Raw genomic sequence first — 15,425 nt, 5'->3', positions numbered from 1 at the left:
ACGAGGACCCCGTGACCGATCCGTTCGTCCTGACCCTGAGCTGCCCGAACCGGGCCGGCATCGTGCGAGCGGTGAGCAGCCACCTGGGCGCGTACGGCTGCGACATCGTCGAGCACCAGCAGTTCGACGACCCCATGAGCGGGCGCCTGTTCATGCGCACCCGGGCGTCGACCGACACCGAGCTCGACACCCTGGCCGCGGGCTTCGCCGACGTCGCCGCCGCCTTCGGCATGGAGTACGCGTTCCACCCGCGCCGCGACGTGCGTGTGCTGGTCATGGTGTCGAAGTCGGGTCACTGCCTCAACGACCTGATCTTCCGCTGGCGCACCGGCAGCCTCGACGGCGAGCTGGTGGGCGTCGTCTCCAACCACGAGGACCTGCGCGCCATGGCCGAGTCCGCAGGCCTGCCGTTCTTCCACGTGCCCGTGTCCCCGGCGACGAAGGCGGACGCCGAGGCCGAGCTGCTCGCCCTCGTCGACGACCTCGACGTCGAGCTCGTCGTGCTCGCCCGGTACATGCAGATCCTGTCCGACCGGACCTGCGTGGCCCTGCGCGGGCGGGCCATCAACATCCACCACTCGTTCCTGCCCGGCTTCGTGGGCGCCAAGCCCTACCACCAGGCCTACGACCGCGGCGTGAAGCTCGTCGGGGCGACCGCGCACTACGTCACCCCGGACCTCGACGAGGGGCCGATCATCGAGCAGGAGGTGGTCCGCATCGACCACTCCTACGACCCCGAGGCCCTGCAGACCGTGGGGCGCGACGCCGAGGCGCTGGCGCTCTCGCGGGCCGTGCGCTGGCACTGCCAGCGGCGGGTGCTCGTGGACGGGCACCGTACGGTGGTGTTCCGCTAGAGGGGTGTTCCGCTAGGTCTCGCCCCGGTACCCGAGCTTCGCCGACAGCTCGGCCGCGCCCTCGCGGAGCTCGCCGACGATGGCGCGGGCCCGGCGGCGGGGGAGCCGGTAGGCCGGGCCGGTGGCGCTCAGGGCGGAGCCGACGGTGCCGTCGAAGGAGAAGACCGGCACCCCGACGGCGTGCATCCCGACCTCGAGCTCCTCGAACGAGCGGGCGTGGCCCTCGTCGAGCACCCGCGCGAGCTCGGCGCGCAGGTCGGTGGCGGTGACGATGGTGTCGTCGGTGAACCGGGTGAGCTTCTTGCGCAGCACCTGACGCCGCTCGTCCTCGGTCATCCACGCGAGCAGCACCTTGCCCGCGGACGAGGCGTGCAGGGGCGTCCGGCGGCCCACCCAGTTCTGCGACGTGATGGCGGCCGTGCCGTCCTCCTGGGCGACCGTGATGCCGGCCTCGCCGTCGTGGACGGCGATGTTGACGGTCTCGCCCAGGCTCTCCGCGAGGCGCTGGCAGATCGGCTGGCCGAGCCGCGCCACGTCGAGGCGGGCCGTGGTGGCGGCCGCGAGCCGCACGATGCCGAAGCTCAGGGTGTACTTCCCCCGCTCGGAGAGCTGCTCGAGCAGGTTGCGGTGCTGCAGCGCGGCGACGAGACGGGAGGCCGTCGACTTGTGGACGTCGAGCTCCTCGGCGATCTCGGTGATCCCGACCTCGCCGCGGGTGGCCACGAGTTCCAGGATCGAGATCGCGCGGTCGACCGATTGGACCGAGGATGCCTTCTCCGTGGATTCCTCCGGTCCCCGCGTCGCAGACATCATCATATGCTACCTGACAGTAGGTGGAGCTTCGTCACCGCATTGGTCCGTGGGTGGGCCGACCTTTCCCCGCAATTCGCGGCAGAATCCCGGGAAATGCGTTCAGTCGGTCGAGTCGCGCCGGATGGCCTGCGCGAGCTCGCTCAGCAGGCCCGAGAGACGGCCTGCGCAGGTCGGGCAGACGCAGTCGCTGCCGTGCACGGCGAGCTCGTCGGCCACGGCGAACGCGTCGCGGTAGCGCGGCGGGCCCGCCCCGGTCGCGAGCGGGTCGGCGTCGTCGGAGGGGCTCCCGGGGGAGACAGGGTGCATGGTGTGGTCCTCGTTTCGGTACTGGTCAGGACGGCGGACGGTCAGTCGGTCTTCTTCTGGACCCAGTCGTGGAACTCGCCGATGTGGTGCTCGCTCGGGACGAGCACGCCGCCGCGCGCGTAGGCGCGGGAGTCCATCGCCACCTGGCAGCGCTCGCAGGCGTCGAAGTCCTGCTGGTTGACCCGGTGGAAGAGCTCCACCGAGCGTTCGATGTCGGCGCCCGAGTCGACCACCTCGGGGAGGTAGAGCCAGTCGCAGCGCACGAGGGTGCGTGTGGGCGAGAGCGGGAACATGCGGTGGAAGACCACGTGGTCGGGGACGAGATTGATGAAGACCTGGGGCCGGACGGTGATGGCGTAATAGCGCCGGTCCTGGTCCTCGGCGACGCCGGGAATGCGATCGAGGCCTTCCGAGCCGTCGACGGTGAACCCCGCGACGTCGTCGCCGAATGCGGCGCCGTGGCCGACGAAGTACTGCGCGGCGAGGCCGTCGGCGAACTCCGGGAGGACCTCGGTGAGCTCCGGGTGGATCGTCGCGCAGTGGTAGCACTCCATGAAGTTCTCGACGATCTGCTTCCAGTTCGCCGCCACGTCGTACTCGATCCGCCGGCCCAGCTTCAGGTCGGCCACCTGGTAGCCGACGATCGCGTCGGGGGAGCCCAGCCGCTCGTCGACGTCGGCGACCACCGTGTCCTCGAACGACGGCGGCTCGTCGGCCAGGCACAGCCAGACGTAGCCGAGCCACTCGCGCACGTGCACGCGGTGGAGGCCGAACTCGACGCGGTCGACGTCCGGCATGTCGCCGATGTTGGGCGCGGCGATGAGCTTGCCGTCCAGGCCGTAGGTCCAGGCGTGGTACGGGCACTGGAACGACCGGCGGACGGCGCCCTTCTCCTCGGTGCACAGCCGTGCGCCGCGGTGGCGGCAGACGTTGAGGTAGGCGTTGACCGCGCCGTCGCGTCCGCGGGCGACGATGACGCTCTCGCGGCCGACCTGGACGGTCTCGAAGGCGCCGGGGGTCGGGATGTCGGTGGCGAGCACCGCACAGAACCAGTGCATCTCGAAGATCAGGGCCTGCTCGGCCGCGAAGATCGTCGGGTCGGTGTAGTACCGCCCCGGCAGCGTGCCCCGCAGGCTCGCCGGCAACCCCGACACCGTCGGTGCCATCTCTCCAGTGGTCATTGAATCCGTGCTCCTCGGAGTGCGGCAGGGGCGGGGCGACGGCGCCGTGGCGGGAGTCTTGCGTCGTTGTTGCGTATGAAACAACGTGGTTCGCAGTACGCAACACATACGGTCCGATCGCCGAGTCGCGTTGTCAAGGGTCCGCGACGGTGACGTCGTCCCGTCCGTCGACGGATCTCGGGCAGGACGCCTCTTGACAAGCGGTTCTGTCTCTCCCACCGTCACTTGTTGCGGGATGAGCATCGCGTTGCTCATCGCGCAACGCACTCCAGCCCGTGGGTGTTCGCTCACCGGTCGTCAGCGACGACGCTCGACCGGCTCGTCCCCCGAGACCTCCCGACCCCGGGCCCGACGGCCACGCGGGGGCGTGAGGACACGCGCGCGATCCGCGCGCCACCCCCCAGTACCGCAGGCCGACCAGGAGGCCGCATGAAGACCATCGCGATCGTGGGAGGGTCCGTCGCCGGGGTCCGGTCCGCCGAGGCCCTGCGCGCCGCGGGCTACGACGGACGGCTGGTGCTCGTCGGCGACGACGTGCACCGGCCCTACGACCGGCCGCCGCTGTCGAAGGGATTCCTCGACGGCAGCGTCGACGAGGGCGGGATCGGCCTGCTCGACCCGGCCGACGACGACGAGCTGGCGCTGGAGCTGCGGCTCGGTGTCACGGCGTCCCGGCTCGACGCCGCGGGCGGGCGCGTCGTGCTGGCGGACGGCTCCGACGTCCGCGCCGACGGGGTCGTGCTCGCCACCGGCGGGCGGGCCCGACGCCTGCCGGGCACCGAGGGCGTCGAGGGCGTGCACGTCCTGCGGACCCTCGACGACGCCGTCGCGCTCCGGACGGCCCTGCGCGACGGCGCCCCGCGGGTGGCGATCGTCGGGGCCGGCTTCATCGGCGCCGAGGTGGCGTCGACCTGCCGCGCGCTCGGCCTCGAGGTGACCGTCCTCGACGGCACCGACCTGCCCCTGGCGCCCGCCCTCGGCCGCCGCATCGCCCGCAGCTGCGTCGACCTGCACGCCGCGCACGGGACGTCCCTGCAGGTCGGTGCCGCCGTCGCGGGGCTGGCGACGGTCCCGAGCGGCGAGGGCCGACGGGTCGTCGGCGTCGAGCTGGGCGACGGGAGCACGGTGAAGGCCGACATCGTGGTGGTGGGCATCGGCATCGTCCCGAACACCGAGTGGCTCGAGGGGTCGGGCGTCACGCTGGACCGCGGCGTGCGCACCGACGCGGGCCTGGTCACCGACCTCCCGACCGTCGTGGCCGTCGGCGACGTCGCCCGGTGGACCGACCGGGCCGAGGCGGGCACCCACCGCCACGAGCACTGGACCAGCGCGGGGGAGCAGGCCGCCGTCGCGGCGGCCAACCTGCTCGGTGGGCGCGGCAGCGCGACCTTCCGGCCCAGCGGCTACGTGTGGTCCGAGCAGTACGGGCGGATGCTGCAGCTCGCCGGGCACCCGTCGGTCGACGACGAGGTCGAGATCGTCGACGGCGACGTCGCCGACGGCCGGTTCGTCGCGCGCTACACCGACGGCGCCGGGACGACGACCGGCATCTTCGGGATGGGTAACCCGCGCATGTTCGGGCGCTTCCGCCGCACCGAGCTCCGGCGCCCCGCCTAGCCTGGTCTGGTGGGGCGGGATCTACCCGCCCGGGCGCTCCAGCGGCACGCCGTCCGCCGACACCGGCGGCGGCGGGAGCTCGGCGCTCGAGGTGAGCGGCGCGGCTCCCGCGAGCGGCCGACCGGCGGACTCCCGCAGGAACGCCACGCTGACCACGCCGACCACCCCCGCCGCCACGAGGTAGTAGCCCGGCCAGTCGAGGTTCCCGGTGGCCGTCGTCGCGGCGGCGATGACGGTCGGCGCGGTGCCGGCGAACACCGAGACGGAGACGTTGAACGTCAGGGCCAGGCCGCCGTAGCGCACGAGCGTCGGGAACATCGCCGGCAGCGTCGACGGGGCGACCGCGGCGAAGCAGACGAGGCTCGCCCCCATCAGGACGAGGCCCGCGAGCTGGCCACCGAGACCCTGGCGCAGCAGCCAGACGGACGGCAGGCCGAGGACGACCAGCGAGAGGCTCCCGGCGAACAGGACCGGCCGACGTCCGATGCGGTCGGAGAGCCGGCCCAGCGAGGTGATGACCGCGAGCATCGCGACCATGACGATCACCTGCAGCAGCGTCGACGTGGCCTTCCCCGTGCCCGTCCCGCCGTGCTCGGCCAGGGTGCTGGTGAGGTAGGTCGGCACGTAGCTGGTCATCACGTAGTTGGCGATGTTCCAGGCCACGATCAGGCCACCGGCCACGACGAGCGCGCGGCGGTGGCGGCGGACGAGGATGTGCAGGGCGCGCCGCAGCGGCATCGTCGCCAGCGCGGGGGAGCGCTCCATGAGCTGCCGGAAGGCCGGGGTCTCCTCGAGGCGCAGGCGCAGGTAGATGCCGACGACCCCGAGGGGCAGCGCGAGCAGGAACGGCAGCCGCCAGCCCCAGGCGAGGAGGTCGTCGTCGGGCAGGAGGCCGATGACGGCCGCACTCACGCCCGCACCGAGCGTGTAGCCGGTGATGGTGCCGAACTCCAGCCAGCTCCCGAACACCCCGCGACGCGTGTCCGGCGAGTACTCGGCGATCATCGTGAGCGCGCCGGTGTACTCCCCGCCCGCCGAGAACCCCTGCAGCATGCGGATCACCAGCACGAGGACCGGGGCCGCCGCGCCGAGCGCGCCGTGCGTCGGGACGAGCCCGAGCAGCACGGTCGCCACCGCCATGAGGAGCACCGTCATCGACAGCACGCGGGTGCGGCCGATGCGATCGCCCAGCGGGCCGAAGACCAGGCCTCCGAGCGGGCGCATGAGGAACGCCGCGGCGAAGGCGCCGAGCGTGTAGACGGTGGCCCACGGGCCCGCGTCGGGGAAGAACACCCTGCTCAGGACCGCGCCGGCCAGGTAGGAGTAGATCCCGAAGTCGTACCACTCGGCGACGTTGCCGATCGCCGCGGCGGCCGTCGCACGCCGCAGGGTGTGTTCGCCCTCGACGGCCCGGGCGACACCGCGGCCCGGAGGCGGTCGCTGCGAGGACATGGGACGGCCACCGTAGCGTGTTCGAAATATCAGTGGAATATCAATGTTTGAAGCTCGGCGCGAGACATCTCGTGGCGACGTCGGCCACGGAGGTTGACGGGCGACTTCCGAAGCCTCACGCTGGTGTTGCGGATTACAGGACTCGATGCGCATAGCGCAACAGGAGCTCGACATGATCTACGTGGCGGAGCTGGCCGACATCCCCGTGGGGGAGTCGGTGCGGGTGCAGGGCTCGGTGGCCATCGCGGTCTTCAACGTGGACGGCGATCTCTATGCCATCGACGACACGTGCACCCACCAGGACGCGTCGTTGTCCGACGGCTGGCTCGAGGGCTGCGCGGTCGAGTGCCCGCTGCACGCGGCGTGCTTCGACCTGCGCACCGGTCGCCCCAGCGGCCCGCCGGCGAAGAAGCCGGTGCGCACCCACGAGGTGCACGTCGTCGAGGGCGTCGCCTACGTCCAGGAGACCGTGACGGTGGAGGCCGCCGCCGCGCCCGCGCAGCAGGTGACCGCGGCGTAGACCGGCGTCACGGCTCCCGGCGCTCGGGACGCAGCGCCGTGGTGATCCGGTCGAGCCGGGGGCGCCAGCCCAGGCCGACCAGGGCGGCGACGCCCACCATCACCACGAGCAGGGCCTGTCCGGGGAGCGCGAGCCAGAAGAGCCCGACGACCAGCGCCACGGTCGCGAGCACGACGGCGGCTCGCCCCCGCGCCGCCCGCCGACGGCGGACACCGGGCCGGCGCATCCGCCGCGCCAGGGAGGGGTCGTCGCGGGCGAGCGCCCGTTCGGTCTCCTCGAGCACCGTGCGTTCGTCGTCGTCGAGCATCGCGGGTGCCCCCTGGTCATCGCCGGCCGTCACGAGACGGTTCGTGCGCCGCGGGCCGCCCGTTCGACGTGCCGTCGCGCACGTCCACGGGGTGGTCCGGCTCACCCGGCCTTGAGGGTGCCGCGACGGCACGGCGTCCCCTGGGTGCCGCTCGCACCCCGGGAGGACGGAAATGCGCCGCAGCCCCGCTGTCTGGTTCGCCTCGTACGGCATGTCCCTGCTCGGCGCCGGCATCGCCAGCGTCGTCATGCCGCTGCTCGTGCTCGAGCGCACGGGCGACGTGCTCGCGGCCGGCGTGCTCGCGACCGTGACGACGGCGGCCGCGGCGGCGACCGGCCTGCTCTCGGGCCTGCTCGTCGACCGCATCGACCGGCGCGTCGTGGCGGTCGTCTCCGACCTGCTCTCCGCGCTCTCGCTGGCCGCCCTCCCGGTGGTGGACGCCCTGTGGGGCCTGGACATGACCGCGTTCCTGGTGCTGGGCCTGGTCGGTGCGGTCATCCGCGTGCCCGGTATGACGGCCCAGGAGTCGGTGCTGCCCGTCCTCGCGCGGCTCGGTGACGTCCGCCCGGGGCGCCTGGACCGGCTCATCGCCACCCGCGAGACCGTCGGCAACGTCCTGCTGCTGGCCGGGCCCGGGCTGGGCGGCCTGCTCGTCGGGCTCCTCGGACTGTCGCCCGCCCTCGTGCTGACCACCGCCGCCACGAGCGTCGCGGCTGCGGTGCTGACGGTCGTGCTCGATCCGCGCGTCGGTGTCGTCGGCCCGCGCGACCGCCCCGGGCCCGGCGGGGCGGTGCGCCGTGCCGTCACCGACCTCGTCGTCTCGTGGCGGTTCCTCGTCCGCCACCGCCTCGTGCTCGGTGCCACGCTCGTCGGCGCCACCTTCGTCGCCGTCCTGAGCTCCCTGCAGAGCACGCTCATGCCCGCCTACTTCACCGCCGAGGACCTCCCGGCGCTCACGGGGCTGACCCTGAGCGCGATCGCGGCCGGCAGCATCGCAGGCTCCGCGCTCTACGCCGCCACCACCGGCCGGGTGCGCCGCCGCACCTGGTTCGTGATCGGCATGACCGGCACCCTCGTCGGGTTCGTCGCCGTCGGCAGCATGGCCTCGCCGTGGCTGGTCCTCGCCGGTGCGGCGCTGGTCGGGCTCACCAACGCGCCGGCCTCGGCCGTGCTCGGCGTCCTGACGGTCGAGGCCACCCCCGACGCGATGCGCGGCCGGGTGCTCGGCGCGCAGAACACCGTCATGCTCTCGGCGCCCGCCCTGACCAGCGCCCCGCTCGCCGCCGTGGCCGCGACGGCCGGGCTGCCCGCCGCCGGGGTCGTGATCGCCGCGCTCGCCAGCCTGACCGCGATCGTCGCCCTCCTCGTGCCGGCGTTCCGCGCGCTGGACGGTCCGCAGGCGCCGCCGGAGCCCCCCACGTCGGCCGTGCTCGTGTCAGGCGGTGGCGTCGCGACCGCTCCAGAGCCGCCGGCGTGAGGTGTCGATGGTGCTCATCTCGTCGAGCATCGTCGTGAGGTTGTTCTCCAGGTGCTCGCGGACGGCGGCGCGGACCGTCTCCGGATCGCGGGACCGGGCGGCGTCGACGAGCTCGTCGTGCGCGTGGGCGCGGCGGGTCGCGAACGACTCGGGCGCCTCGACGGGGTCGAACACCAGCCGTGTGTAGCGCTCGGAGGCGTCCCAGAGCGGGGCGAGCATGCGCCGGTCCCAGTCGCTCGCGGCCGGTTCGATCATCGCGGCGTGGAACGCGCGGTGCGGTTCCCAGAACGCCTCGCCGAGGACGTCGCCGAACGTCGCGCGCACCATCCCGTCGAGCTCGGCGATCTCGGCGTCGGTGCGGTGCGGGGCGGACAGTGCCGCCAGCTCGGGCTCGACGGTGATGCGCAGCCGGTAGAGCGCCCGCAGGTCGTCGGCGTCGAGCGGGGTGACCGTCGCGCTGCGCGAGGGGCTCAGCGTCACCAGCCCCTGGGCCTCGAGCTGACGCAGGGCCTCGCGGACCGGGACGTGGCTGACGCCGAGGCGTTCGGTGAGGGCGGGCACGGTGAACGGCTGACCCGGCGGCAGCGCCCCGGACAGGATCGAGCGGCGGATCTCGTGCAGCACGAGGTCCACCGCCGACGCCTTGCGCGCCGCCACCGACTGCACCCCCGGGACCGTCACGGCGAGCAGCCTAGCGCAGATTGACATCTTATAAGTTAGCGCCCTAGCGTCCGTGATGGCCCACGTCACGTCGTCGTGACCACCGACCCGGAGGTGCCCATGTCCTCGCCCTCGACGCCAGGCTGTTCCCTCGACCGCCCCGGGACCTCCGACGAGGCGCGTGCCCTGCGCGCGGAGCTGGTCGGACGGGCTCGCGAGATCGTCCCCGTGCTCGCCCGCAACGCCCCTCGCACCGAGGAGGACCGGCGGGTGGTCGAGGAGAACATCGCGCTGATCGACGAGGCCGGCCTCTTCTCGATCATGCGGCCGAGGCGGCTCGGCGGGCTCGAGACCGACATCCGCACGAAGCTCGAGGTGTCCCGCGAGCTCGCCCGCGGCTGCGGCTCGACCGCCTGGGCGACGACGCTCATGAACGTCTGCGCGTTCTTCGCGGGCCTCTTCCCGGACCAGGCGCAGCGCGACGTGCTCGAGAGCTCGCCCGGCAACCGCATCGCCGGGGTGCTCGCGCCGACGGCGGAGGCGACACGCGTCGACGGCGGCTACCGGCTGACCGGCTCCTGGGGCTGGGCATCGGGCTGCCTGCACGCGCAGTGGGCCGTGGTCGGGTTCCCCGTGCCGGACGAGCACGGCGAGATCGTCGACCAGGGCCTGGCGCTGGTGCCGATGACCGACCTGTCGATCGAGGACACCTGGTTCGTCGCCGGCATGCGCGGCACCGGCTCGAACACCCTGGTCGCGCGCGACATCCTGGTGCCGGAGCACCGGGTCCTCTCGATCCCGGCCGCGATCGGCGGGCGCTACGCCACCGAGCACACCGACGAGGCGCTCTACCGGTCGGCGTTCATCCCGGTCGCCGCCGTCGTGCTCGCCGGCCCGCAGCTCGGCCTGGCCCAGGCGGCCCTGGACCTGGTGCTCGAGAAGGCGCCGAAGCGCGGCATCTCCTACACGTTCTACGACACCCAGACCGAGGCGCCGACCGTGCAGCTCGCGGTCGCGAAGGCCGCCTCGCTCATCGACGCGGCGCACCTGTTCGCCTACCGCGCGGCCGCCGACATCGACCAGGCGGCGGTCGACGGCGTCTACCCCGACTACGCCGCCCGGGCGCGGGTCCGGATGGACACGGGCGCGGCCATCGAGAACGCCCGCGAGGCGATCCGCACGCTGGTCTCGGCGCACGGTGCCGGCTCGTTCGCCGAGACCAGCCCGATGCAGCGGATCTGGCGCGACTCCGAGGTCGCCTCCCGCCACGCCGTCATCAGCCCGGCCATCTCGTCGGAGGTCTACGGCCGGGCGCTGCTCGGCCTGACCGACGGCGTGACGGCACTCGTCTAGAGGCTCTGCAGAAGGAAGGACACACGTGCGCATTGCCAATCACGCGGGCCGGCTGGCCCTGGTGGAGCCCGACGCCGAGTCGTCGGGGGGCCTGCGCGGTCTCGACGTGGAGCGGGCCAGCGACGGCCGCTTCGCCGCCGACCCGCAGGCCGTCTACGACCGGTGGGCCGAGTTCCGGGAGTGGGCGGACGCGGCGGACCTCGCCGCCGCCGTCCCCCTCGGCCCGGGCGCGCTCGGCCCGGTCGCCCCCCGGCCGCCGCAGGTGTTCGCCGTGGGGCTGAACTACCGCGACCACGCCGCGGAATCGGGCATGGAGCTGCCGACGACGCCGCTGGTGTTCACCAAGTACGCGTCGAGCTTCACCGGCCCCCGGGGCGACATCCGGCTCTCGCCCGGCAACGTCGACTGGGAGGTCGAGCTCGTCGCCGTCATCGGTACGGGTGGCCACCACATCCCGGCGGCGCAGGGCTGGGCCCACGTCGCCGGGCTGACCGTCGGTCAGGACCTCTCCGACCGCGTCACCCAGTTCGCCGCGCCGCCCCCACAGTTCGGGATGGGCAAGTCGTACCCCGGGTTCTCGCCCGTGGGCCCGGCCCTCGTCAGCGTCGACGAGCTCCGCGCGGCGGGCCTCGACCCCGACGACCTGGAGCTGGGCTGCCTCGTCAACGGCGAGAGCGTCCAGAAGGGCCGGACCGGGGCGATGATCTTCTCGGTCCCGGACCTGGTCGCCGAGCTCTCGGCGATCGTCACGCTGCTGCCCGGCGACGTGGTCTTCACCGGCACCCCGGCCGGCATCGGCGCCGGTCGGACCCCGCCGCGCTTCCTCGGCGACGGCGACGAGCTCGTGACCTGGTGCGCCGGGATCGGTCAGATGCAGCACCGCTTCGTGAGCGGAGACAGTGCGTGACCGTCCTCGAGGCCGCGGACCGCGCGGCGACCTTCGTCCCGCACGCGTTCCCGGAGCAGACCGTGGACCTGGGCGAGGTCCGCATGAACTACGCCGTCGCGGGCGACCCGTCGCTGCCCGCGCTGCTGCTGATCCCCGGGCAGTCCGAATCGTGGTGGGGCTACGAGGCGGCGATGCCGCTGCTCGCCGAGCACTTCTATGTCCACGCCGTCGACCTGCGCGGGCAGGGACGGTCGACGTGGACGCCGGGGCGCTACACGATCGACAACTTCGGCAACGACCTCGTCCGCTTCATCGACCTGGTGATCGGGCGGGAGACGCTGGTCAGCGGGATGTCCTCCGGCGGGATCCTCTCGGCCTGGCTCTCGGCGTACGCGAAGCCCGGCCAGATCCGCGCCGCGATCTGGGAGGACCCGCCACTGTTCTCCAGCCAGATCACGCCGGCGATCGGGCAGAGCATCCACCAGGCCATCGGCCCGGTCTTCGCGGCGTGGAACAAATGGCTCGGCGACCAGTGGTCGATCGGCGACTGGGCGGGGCTCATGCGGGCGTTCCCGGCCGAGATCCCGATGCCGATGCTGGTCAACCTCGCCGCGATGATCCCGCCGGCCCCTGATGCTGATCCCGCCGCGGGCCCCGCCGACGGCGTGCCCCAGAACCTGCGCGAGTACGACCCGGAGTGGGGACTGGCGTTCGTCTCCGGCACCGCCACCGCGTCGTGCGACCACGTGACGATGCTCGAGCAGGTCCGCGTCCCGGTGCTGCTGACGCACCACTTCCGCACCGTCGACGCCGCGACGGGCCGCCTCGTCGGGGCGTCGTCCGACGACCAGGCCCGACGCGCTCGGGAGATCGTCACCGCCGCCGGCGCGCGGATCGAGTACCGCGACCACCCGGACGCGCCGCACTCGATGCACGAGCACCTGCCCGAGCAGTACGTCGAGGCCGTCCTCGACTTCGTCGCGACCCTCGATCGATAGGAGACGTCATGGCCGGAGAGCACCTGCAGGCCCCGATCATCCCGCCGAAGCTGCACCACGCCACGTTCCTGACGCTCGAGCTGGACGAGATGGTCCGCTGGTACGGCCTGGTGTGCGGGCTGTACCCCGTGCACTACGCCGAGAGCGCGGCCTGGCTGACCAACGACGAGGCCAACCACCGCATCGCGCTCATCGCCCACCCCGCCGTGCACCGGCCGGTGGACAAGCCGACCAGTGCCGGCCTGCACCACACGGCGTTCGAGTACGGCTCGTTCGGCCAGTGGCTCGACAACTACGAGCGGCTGCGCGACCACGGCATCACGCCGTTCATGTGCCTCGACCACGGCATCACGATGTCGATGTACTACGCCGACCCGGAGGGCAACGGCGTCGAGATCCAGTTCGACGCCTTCGGCGACTGGGCGGTCTCCAAGGAGTGGATCTGGGCGTCGCGCGAGTTCGCCGAGAACCCCATCGGCGAGTGGTTCGACCCCGACAAGCTCGTCGAGGCCCGCGCGCAGGGCGTGTCCCAGGACGAGATCCACGAGGGAGCGCGTGCCGGCAAGTACCGGCCCGAGGACGTGCCCGCCGACATCCTGCTGCCCGAGGTCTACTAGGCCGTGCACTCCACCCAGGTGCTCGTCGCCGGCGGCGGCCCGGTCGGGCTGGCGGCCGCGGTGGAGCTCGGCCGGCGCGGCGTCGAGTGCCTCGTGGTCGAGCCGCGCGTGACGGTGTCGCACGCCCGGCCCCGGTGCAAGACGGTCAACGTGCGCACGATGGAGCACCTGCGCCGGTGGGGGATCGCCGATCGGCTGCGCGACCGGGCCCCGCTGCCGCGCGGGTTCTCCACCGACGTCGTGTTCTGCACGTCGCTGGTGGGCCGCGAGCTCTCGCGCTTCACCGGGGTGCTCGGCCTCGCGGCGCAGGGGGACCGCTTCCCGGAGGTCGGTCAGCAGGCGCCGCAGTACGTGCTCGAGGAGCTGCTCCGGGAGGTCGTCCTCGGGCTCGACACGGTGACGCTCGCGCTCGGCTCCCGCGTCACCGGGCTGGTGCAGGACGCCGACGGGGTGACGGTGCGCCTGGACGACGCCGGGTCGGTCCGGGCCGACCACGTCCTCGGGTGCGACGGCCCGCGCAGCGCGGTGCGCGAGCTCGTCGGTGCGGACTACGTGGGCGAGCACGCGCTGCGCCCGAACTTCGGGATGGTCTTCCGGGCGCCCGGTCTCGCCGAGCGCGTGCCGCACGGGCCGGCGGTGCAGTACTGGACGGTCAACGCGCAGGCGCCCGCGCTGCTCGGCCCGCTCGATCCGGCCGACGGCACCTGGTGGGTCATCACCTTCGGTGTCGACCGCGCGACGGGCGAGCGCGACGGCGCGGCGTTGATCGACGCGGCGGCGGGCGCGCCCGTCGGCGCCGCGGTGCTCTCCACCGACCCGTGGACGGCGCGCATGCAGCTCGTGGACCGGGCGCGCGTGGGGCGGGTGTTCCTCGCCGGGGACGCCGCCCACCTCAACCCGCCGTTCGGCGGGCACGGGCTCAACACCGGGATCGGCGACGCCGTCGACCTGGGCTGGAAGCTCGCCGCCGTCCTGCAGGGATGGGGTGGACCGGGGCTGCTCGAGAGCTACGAGGCCGAGCGGCGCCCCGTCCAGGACCGCGTCGTCACGGCGGCGAGCGAGAACATGCGGACGCTGTCCGGCGACCTGGTCGCCGACGACCTCGAGGCCGACACCCCGGCCGGCGACGCCGCCCGCCGGCTCGCCCACCAGCGGATCCAGGACGCGAAGAGCGCCGAGTTCCACGCGCTCGACCTCGTCCTCGACGTCGGGGTGGCGGGCTCGCCGGTGGTGGCCGACGGGGCGGGCGACCGGCTGCCCCACGCCTGGTTGCCCGACGGCCGGTCGCTCTACGACGTCCTCGGCGCGGGGTTCACGCTGCTGACGCCGCCCGGCTTCGCGAGTGCGTCCGTGGTCGACGCCTGCGCCCGGCGCGGCGTCCCGCTGGCCGTCGCGCCCGGGCCGTCCGGGGACGAGGCCCTGCTCGTCCGGCCGGACCAGCACGTCGCCTGGCGCGGCCGGCACCCGCCCGCCGACCCGGTGTCGCTGGTGGAGCGCCTCACGGGCTGAGTCGTGGCCGGCTCAGGACTCGGGGGCCGGCACCACCAGGACGGGCCGGTGGGCGTGGTGGAGCACGGCCATGGCGGTGCTGCCCAGCACCAGCTGGCGCAGCGTCGAGCCTCCCCGCGAGCCGACGACGATCACACCGGCCTTGCGTGCGGCGGACTCGGCGCCGAGCGCCTCCGCGGTCGCCCGCGGGCCCCACCCGTGCGCGCGCACGGACACGGCGTCCGGCGGGCCGCCCTCCTCGTCCACGGACGCGGTGACGTGGACGTCGATCCGCTCGCGGCCGGGCAGCAGCGCCGCCGCCGCCGCACCCGCACGGCCCGCGCCCTCGGACCCGTCCTGGGCGATCACCACCGGGCCCGTCGCCGCGCGGGCGCGTTCCCAGCTCAGCAACGGGGGCACGACCAGCACCGGGACGGGGCTGTGGTGCACGGCGAGGTCGGAAACGCTGCCCAGCAGTGCGGACGCTCCGCCGAGGCCGCGCGAGCCGACCACCATCGCGGCGGGCCGCAGCTCGGCGGCGAGGAGGGCGAGCTCGGCGCCCGGGTCGCCGTAGGAGCGGCGGGTGAGCGGCTCCGCCGACCAGCCGGCCGCGCGGGCCAGCGCCGTCCCGTCGGCGGCGACGTGCGCGGCGTCGATGCCGCACTCCCGCAGCATGAGGTCGCCGAGGTCGCCCAGCCGGCCGGTGTGGTGGGTCACCCGCTCGCGCAGCGCCGGGTCGGCGCCGGGTGGCGCCCACACGTTCACGACGCGGGCGGCGAGGTCGGGCAGCACGCGCGCACCGACCGCGATCGCCCGGGACGCCTCCCGCGAGCCGTCGAAACCGACGAGGACCACGCCGGCGCCACCGTCTGTGCTCATGGCGGCGAGTATGC

General features: G+C 73.6%; 16 protein-coding genes. 9 read left to right on the top strand and 7 right to left on the bottom strand.

Features of this window, described 5'->3' with window-relative positions:
• Positions 1-11 precede the first annotated feature (11 nt).
• The gene (gene purU / locus OG774_RS13545) at positions 12-854 is read left to right on the top strand and encodes a formyltetrahydrofolate deformylase (protein ID WP_328310208.1); all 843 of its coding nucleotides are present in this window, start codon (positions 12-14) and stop codon (positions 852-854) included.
• A 12-nt stretch (positions 855-866) separates the two neighbouring features.
• On the opposite strand, the gene OG774_RS13540 is transcribed toward purU, so the two are convergent.
• From OG774_RS13540 to OG774_RS13530, 3 genes are all read right to left on the bottom strand, one after another.
• A complete protein-coding gene (locus OG774_RS13540) occupies positions 867-1,664 on the bottom strand; it encodes an IclR family transcriptional regulator (RefSeq protein ID WP_328310206.1) in 798 nt (265 codons plus the stop codon).
• 102 nt (positions 1,665-1,766) lie between these two features.
• Complete coding sequence (locus OG774_RS13535) at positions 1,767-1,973, bottom strand: hypothetical protein (RefSeq protein WP_328310204.1); 207 nt, start codon at positions 1,971-1,973, stop codon at positions 1,767-1,769.
• Positions 1,974-2,014: 41 nt separating this feature from the next.
• Positions 2,015-3,154: an aromatic ring-hydroxylating oxygenase subunit alpha gene (locus tag OG774_RS13530; RefSeq protein ID WP_328310202.1), complete on the bottom strand. Its 1,140-nt coding sequence runs from the start codon at positions 3,152-3,154 to the stop codon at positions 2,015-2,017.
• A 429-nt stretch (positions 3,155-3,583) separates the two neighbouring features.
• Between OG774_RS13530 and OG774_RS13525 the strand changes: the two genes are divergently transcribed.
• On the top strand, positions 3,584-4,771 hold the full coding sequence (locus tag OG774_RS13525; RefSeq protein ID WP_328310199.1) for an NAD(P)/FAD-dependent oxidoreductase: 1,188 nt from the start codon (positions 3,584-3,586) through the stop codon (positions 4,769-4,771).
• Between the two features lie 21 nt (positions 4,772-4,792).
• Here the strand turns inward: OG774_RS13525 and OG774_RS13520 are convergent, their stop codons facing one another.
• Positions 4,793-6,223, bottom strand: coding sequence for an MFS transporter (locus OG774_RS13520; RefSeq protein ID WP_328310197.1), 1,431 nt, complete (start codon positions 6,221-6,223; stop codon positions 4,793-4,795).
• Between the two features lie 172 nt (positions 6,224-6,395).
• Between OG774_RS13520 and OG774_RS13515 the strand changes: the two genes are divergently transcribed.
• A complete protein-coding gene (locus tag OG774_RS13515) occupies positions 6,396-6,743 on the top strand; it encodes a bifunctional 3-phenylpropionate/cinnamic acid dioxygenase ferredoxin subunit (RefSeq protein WP_328310195.1) in 348 nt (115 codons plus the stop codon).
• Positions 6,744-6,750: 7 nt separating this feature from the next.
• On the opposite strand, the gene OG774_RS13510 is transcribed toward OG774_RS13515, so the two are convergent.
• A complete protein-coding gene (locus OG774_RS13510) occupies positions 6,751-7,083 on the bottom strand; it encodes a DUF3040 domain-containing protein (protein WP_328310193.1) in 333 nt (110 codons plus the stop codon).
• A gap of 139 nt (positions 7,084-7,222) precedes the next feature.
• On the opposite strand from OG774_RS13510, the gene OG774_RS13505 reads away from it, so the two are divergent.
• Entirely contained in the window at positions 7,223-8,527 is a 1,305-nt protein-coding gene (locus OG774_RS13505) for an MFS transporter (protein WP_328310191.1), read from the top strand.
• Here the strand turns inward: OG774_RS13505 and OG774_RS13500 are convergent.
• On the bottom strand, positions 8,486-9,208 hold the full coding sequence (locus OG774_RS13500) for a GntR family transcriptional regulator (protein WP_328310189.1): 723 nt from the start codon (positions 9,206-9,208) through the stop codon (positions 8,486-8,488). The genes OG774_RS13505 and OG774_RS13500 overlap by 42 nt on opposite strands.
• A gap of 75 nt (positions 9,209-9,283) precedes the next feature.
• On the opposite strand from OG774_RS13500, the gene OG774_RS13495 reads away from it, so the two are divergent.
• The 5 genes from OG774_RS13495 to OG774_RS13475 are packed head-to-tail and all read left to right on the top strand — an operon-like array spanning position 9,284 to position 14,553.
• Positions 9,284-10,540, top strand: coding sequence for an acyl-CoA dehydrogenase family protein (locus OG774_RS13495; protein WP_328310187.1), 1,257 nt, complete (start codon positions 9,284-9,286; stop codon positions 10,538-10,540).
• Between the two features lie 25 nt (positions 10,541-10,565).
• Positions 10,566-11,447 carry a fumarylacetoacetate hydrolase family protein gene (locus OG774_RS13490; RefSeq protein WP_328310185.1) on the top strand — a complete coding sequence of 294 codons (882 nt, stop codon included), beginning with the start codon at positions 10,566-10,568 and terminating at the stop codon, positions 11,445-11,447.
• Complete coding sequence (locus tag OG774_RS13485; RefSeq protein ID WP_328310183.1) at positions 11,444-12,427, top strand: alpha/beta fold hydrolase; 984 nt, start codon at positions 11,444-11,446, stop codon at positions 12,425-12,427. Before OG774_RS13490 ends, OG774_RS13485 begins: the two co-directional genes overlap by 4 nt.
• A gap of 8 nt (positions 12,428-12,435) precedes the next feature.
• Positions 12,436-13,044, top strand: coding sequence for a VOC family protein (locus OG774_RS13480; RefSeq protein ID WP_328310181.1), 609 nt, complete (start codon positions 12,436-12,438; stop codon positions 13,042-13,044).
• Between the two features lie 3 nt (positions 13,045-13,047).
• Positions 13,048-14,553 (top strand): FAD-dependent monooxygenase, encoded by a 1,506-nt coding sequence (locus OG774_RS13475; protein WP_328310179.1) that lies wholly within the window; start codon positions 13,048-13,050, stop codon positions 14,551-14,553.
• A gap of 12 nt (positions 14,554-14,565) precedes the next feature.
• Here OG774_RS13475 and OG774_RS13470 read toward each other — a convergent pair whose 3' ends face one another.
• Positions 14,566-15,411, bottom strand: coding sequence for a universal stress protein (locus tag OG774_RS13470; RefSeq protein WP_328310177.1), 846 nt, complete (start codon positions 15,409-15,411; stop codon positions 14,566-14,568).
• Positions 15,412-15,425 lie beyond the last annotated feature (14 nt).

Origin of the sequence: Actinomycetospora sp. NBC_00405 (genome assembly GCF_036044095.1) — a bacterium.
GTDB lineage: Bacteria > Actinomycetota > Actinomycetes > Mycobacteriales > Pseudonocardiaceae > Actinomycetospora > Actinomycetospora callitridis.
Note: the sequence above shows the minus strand (reverse complement) of the source record. Positions and strands in the feature narration are given on the sequence as shown.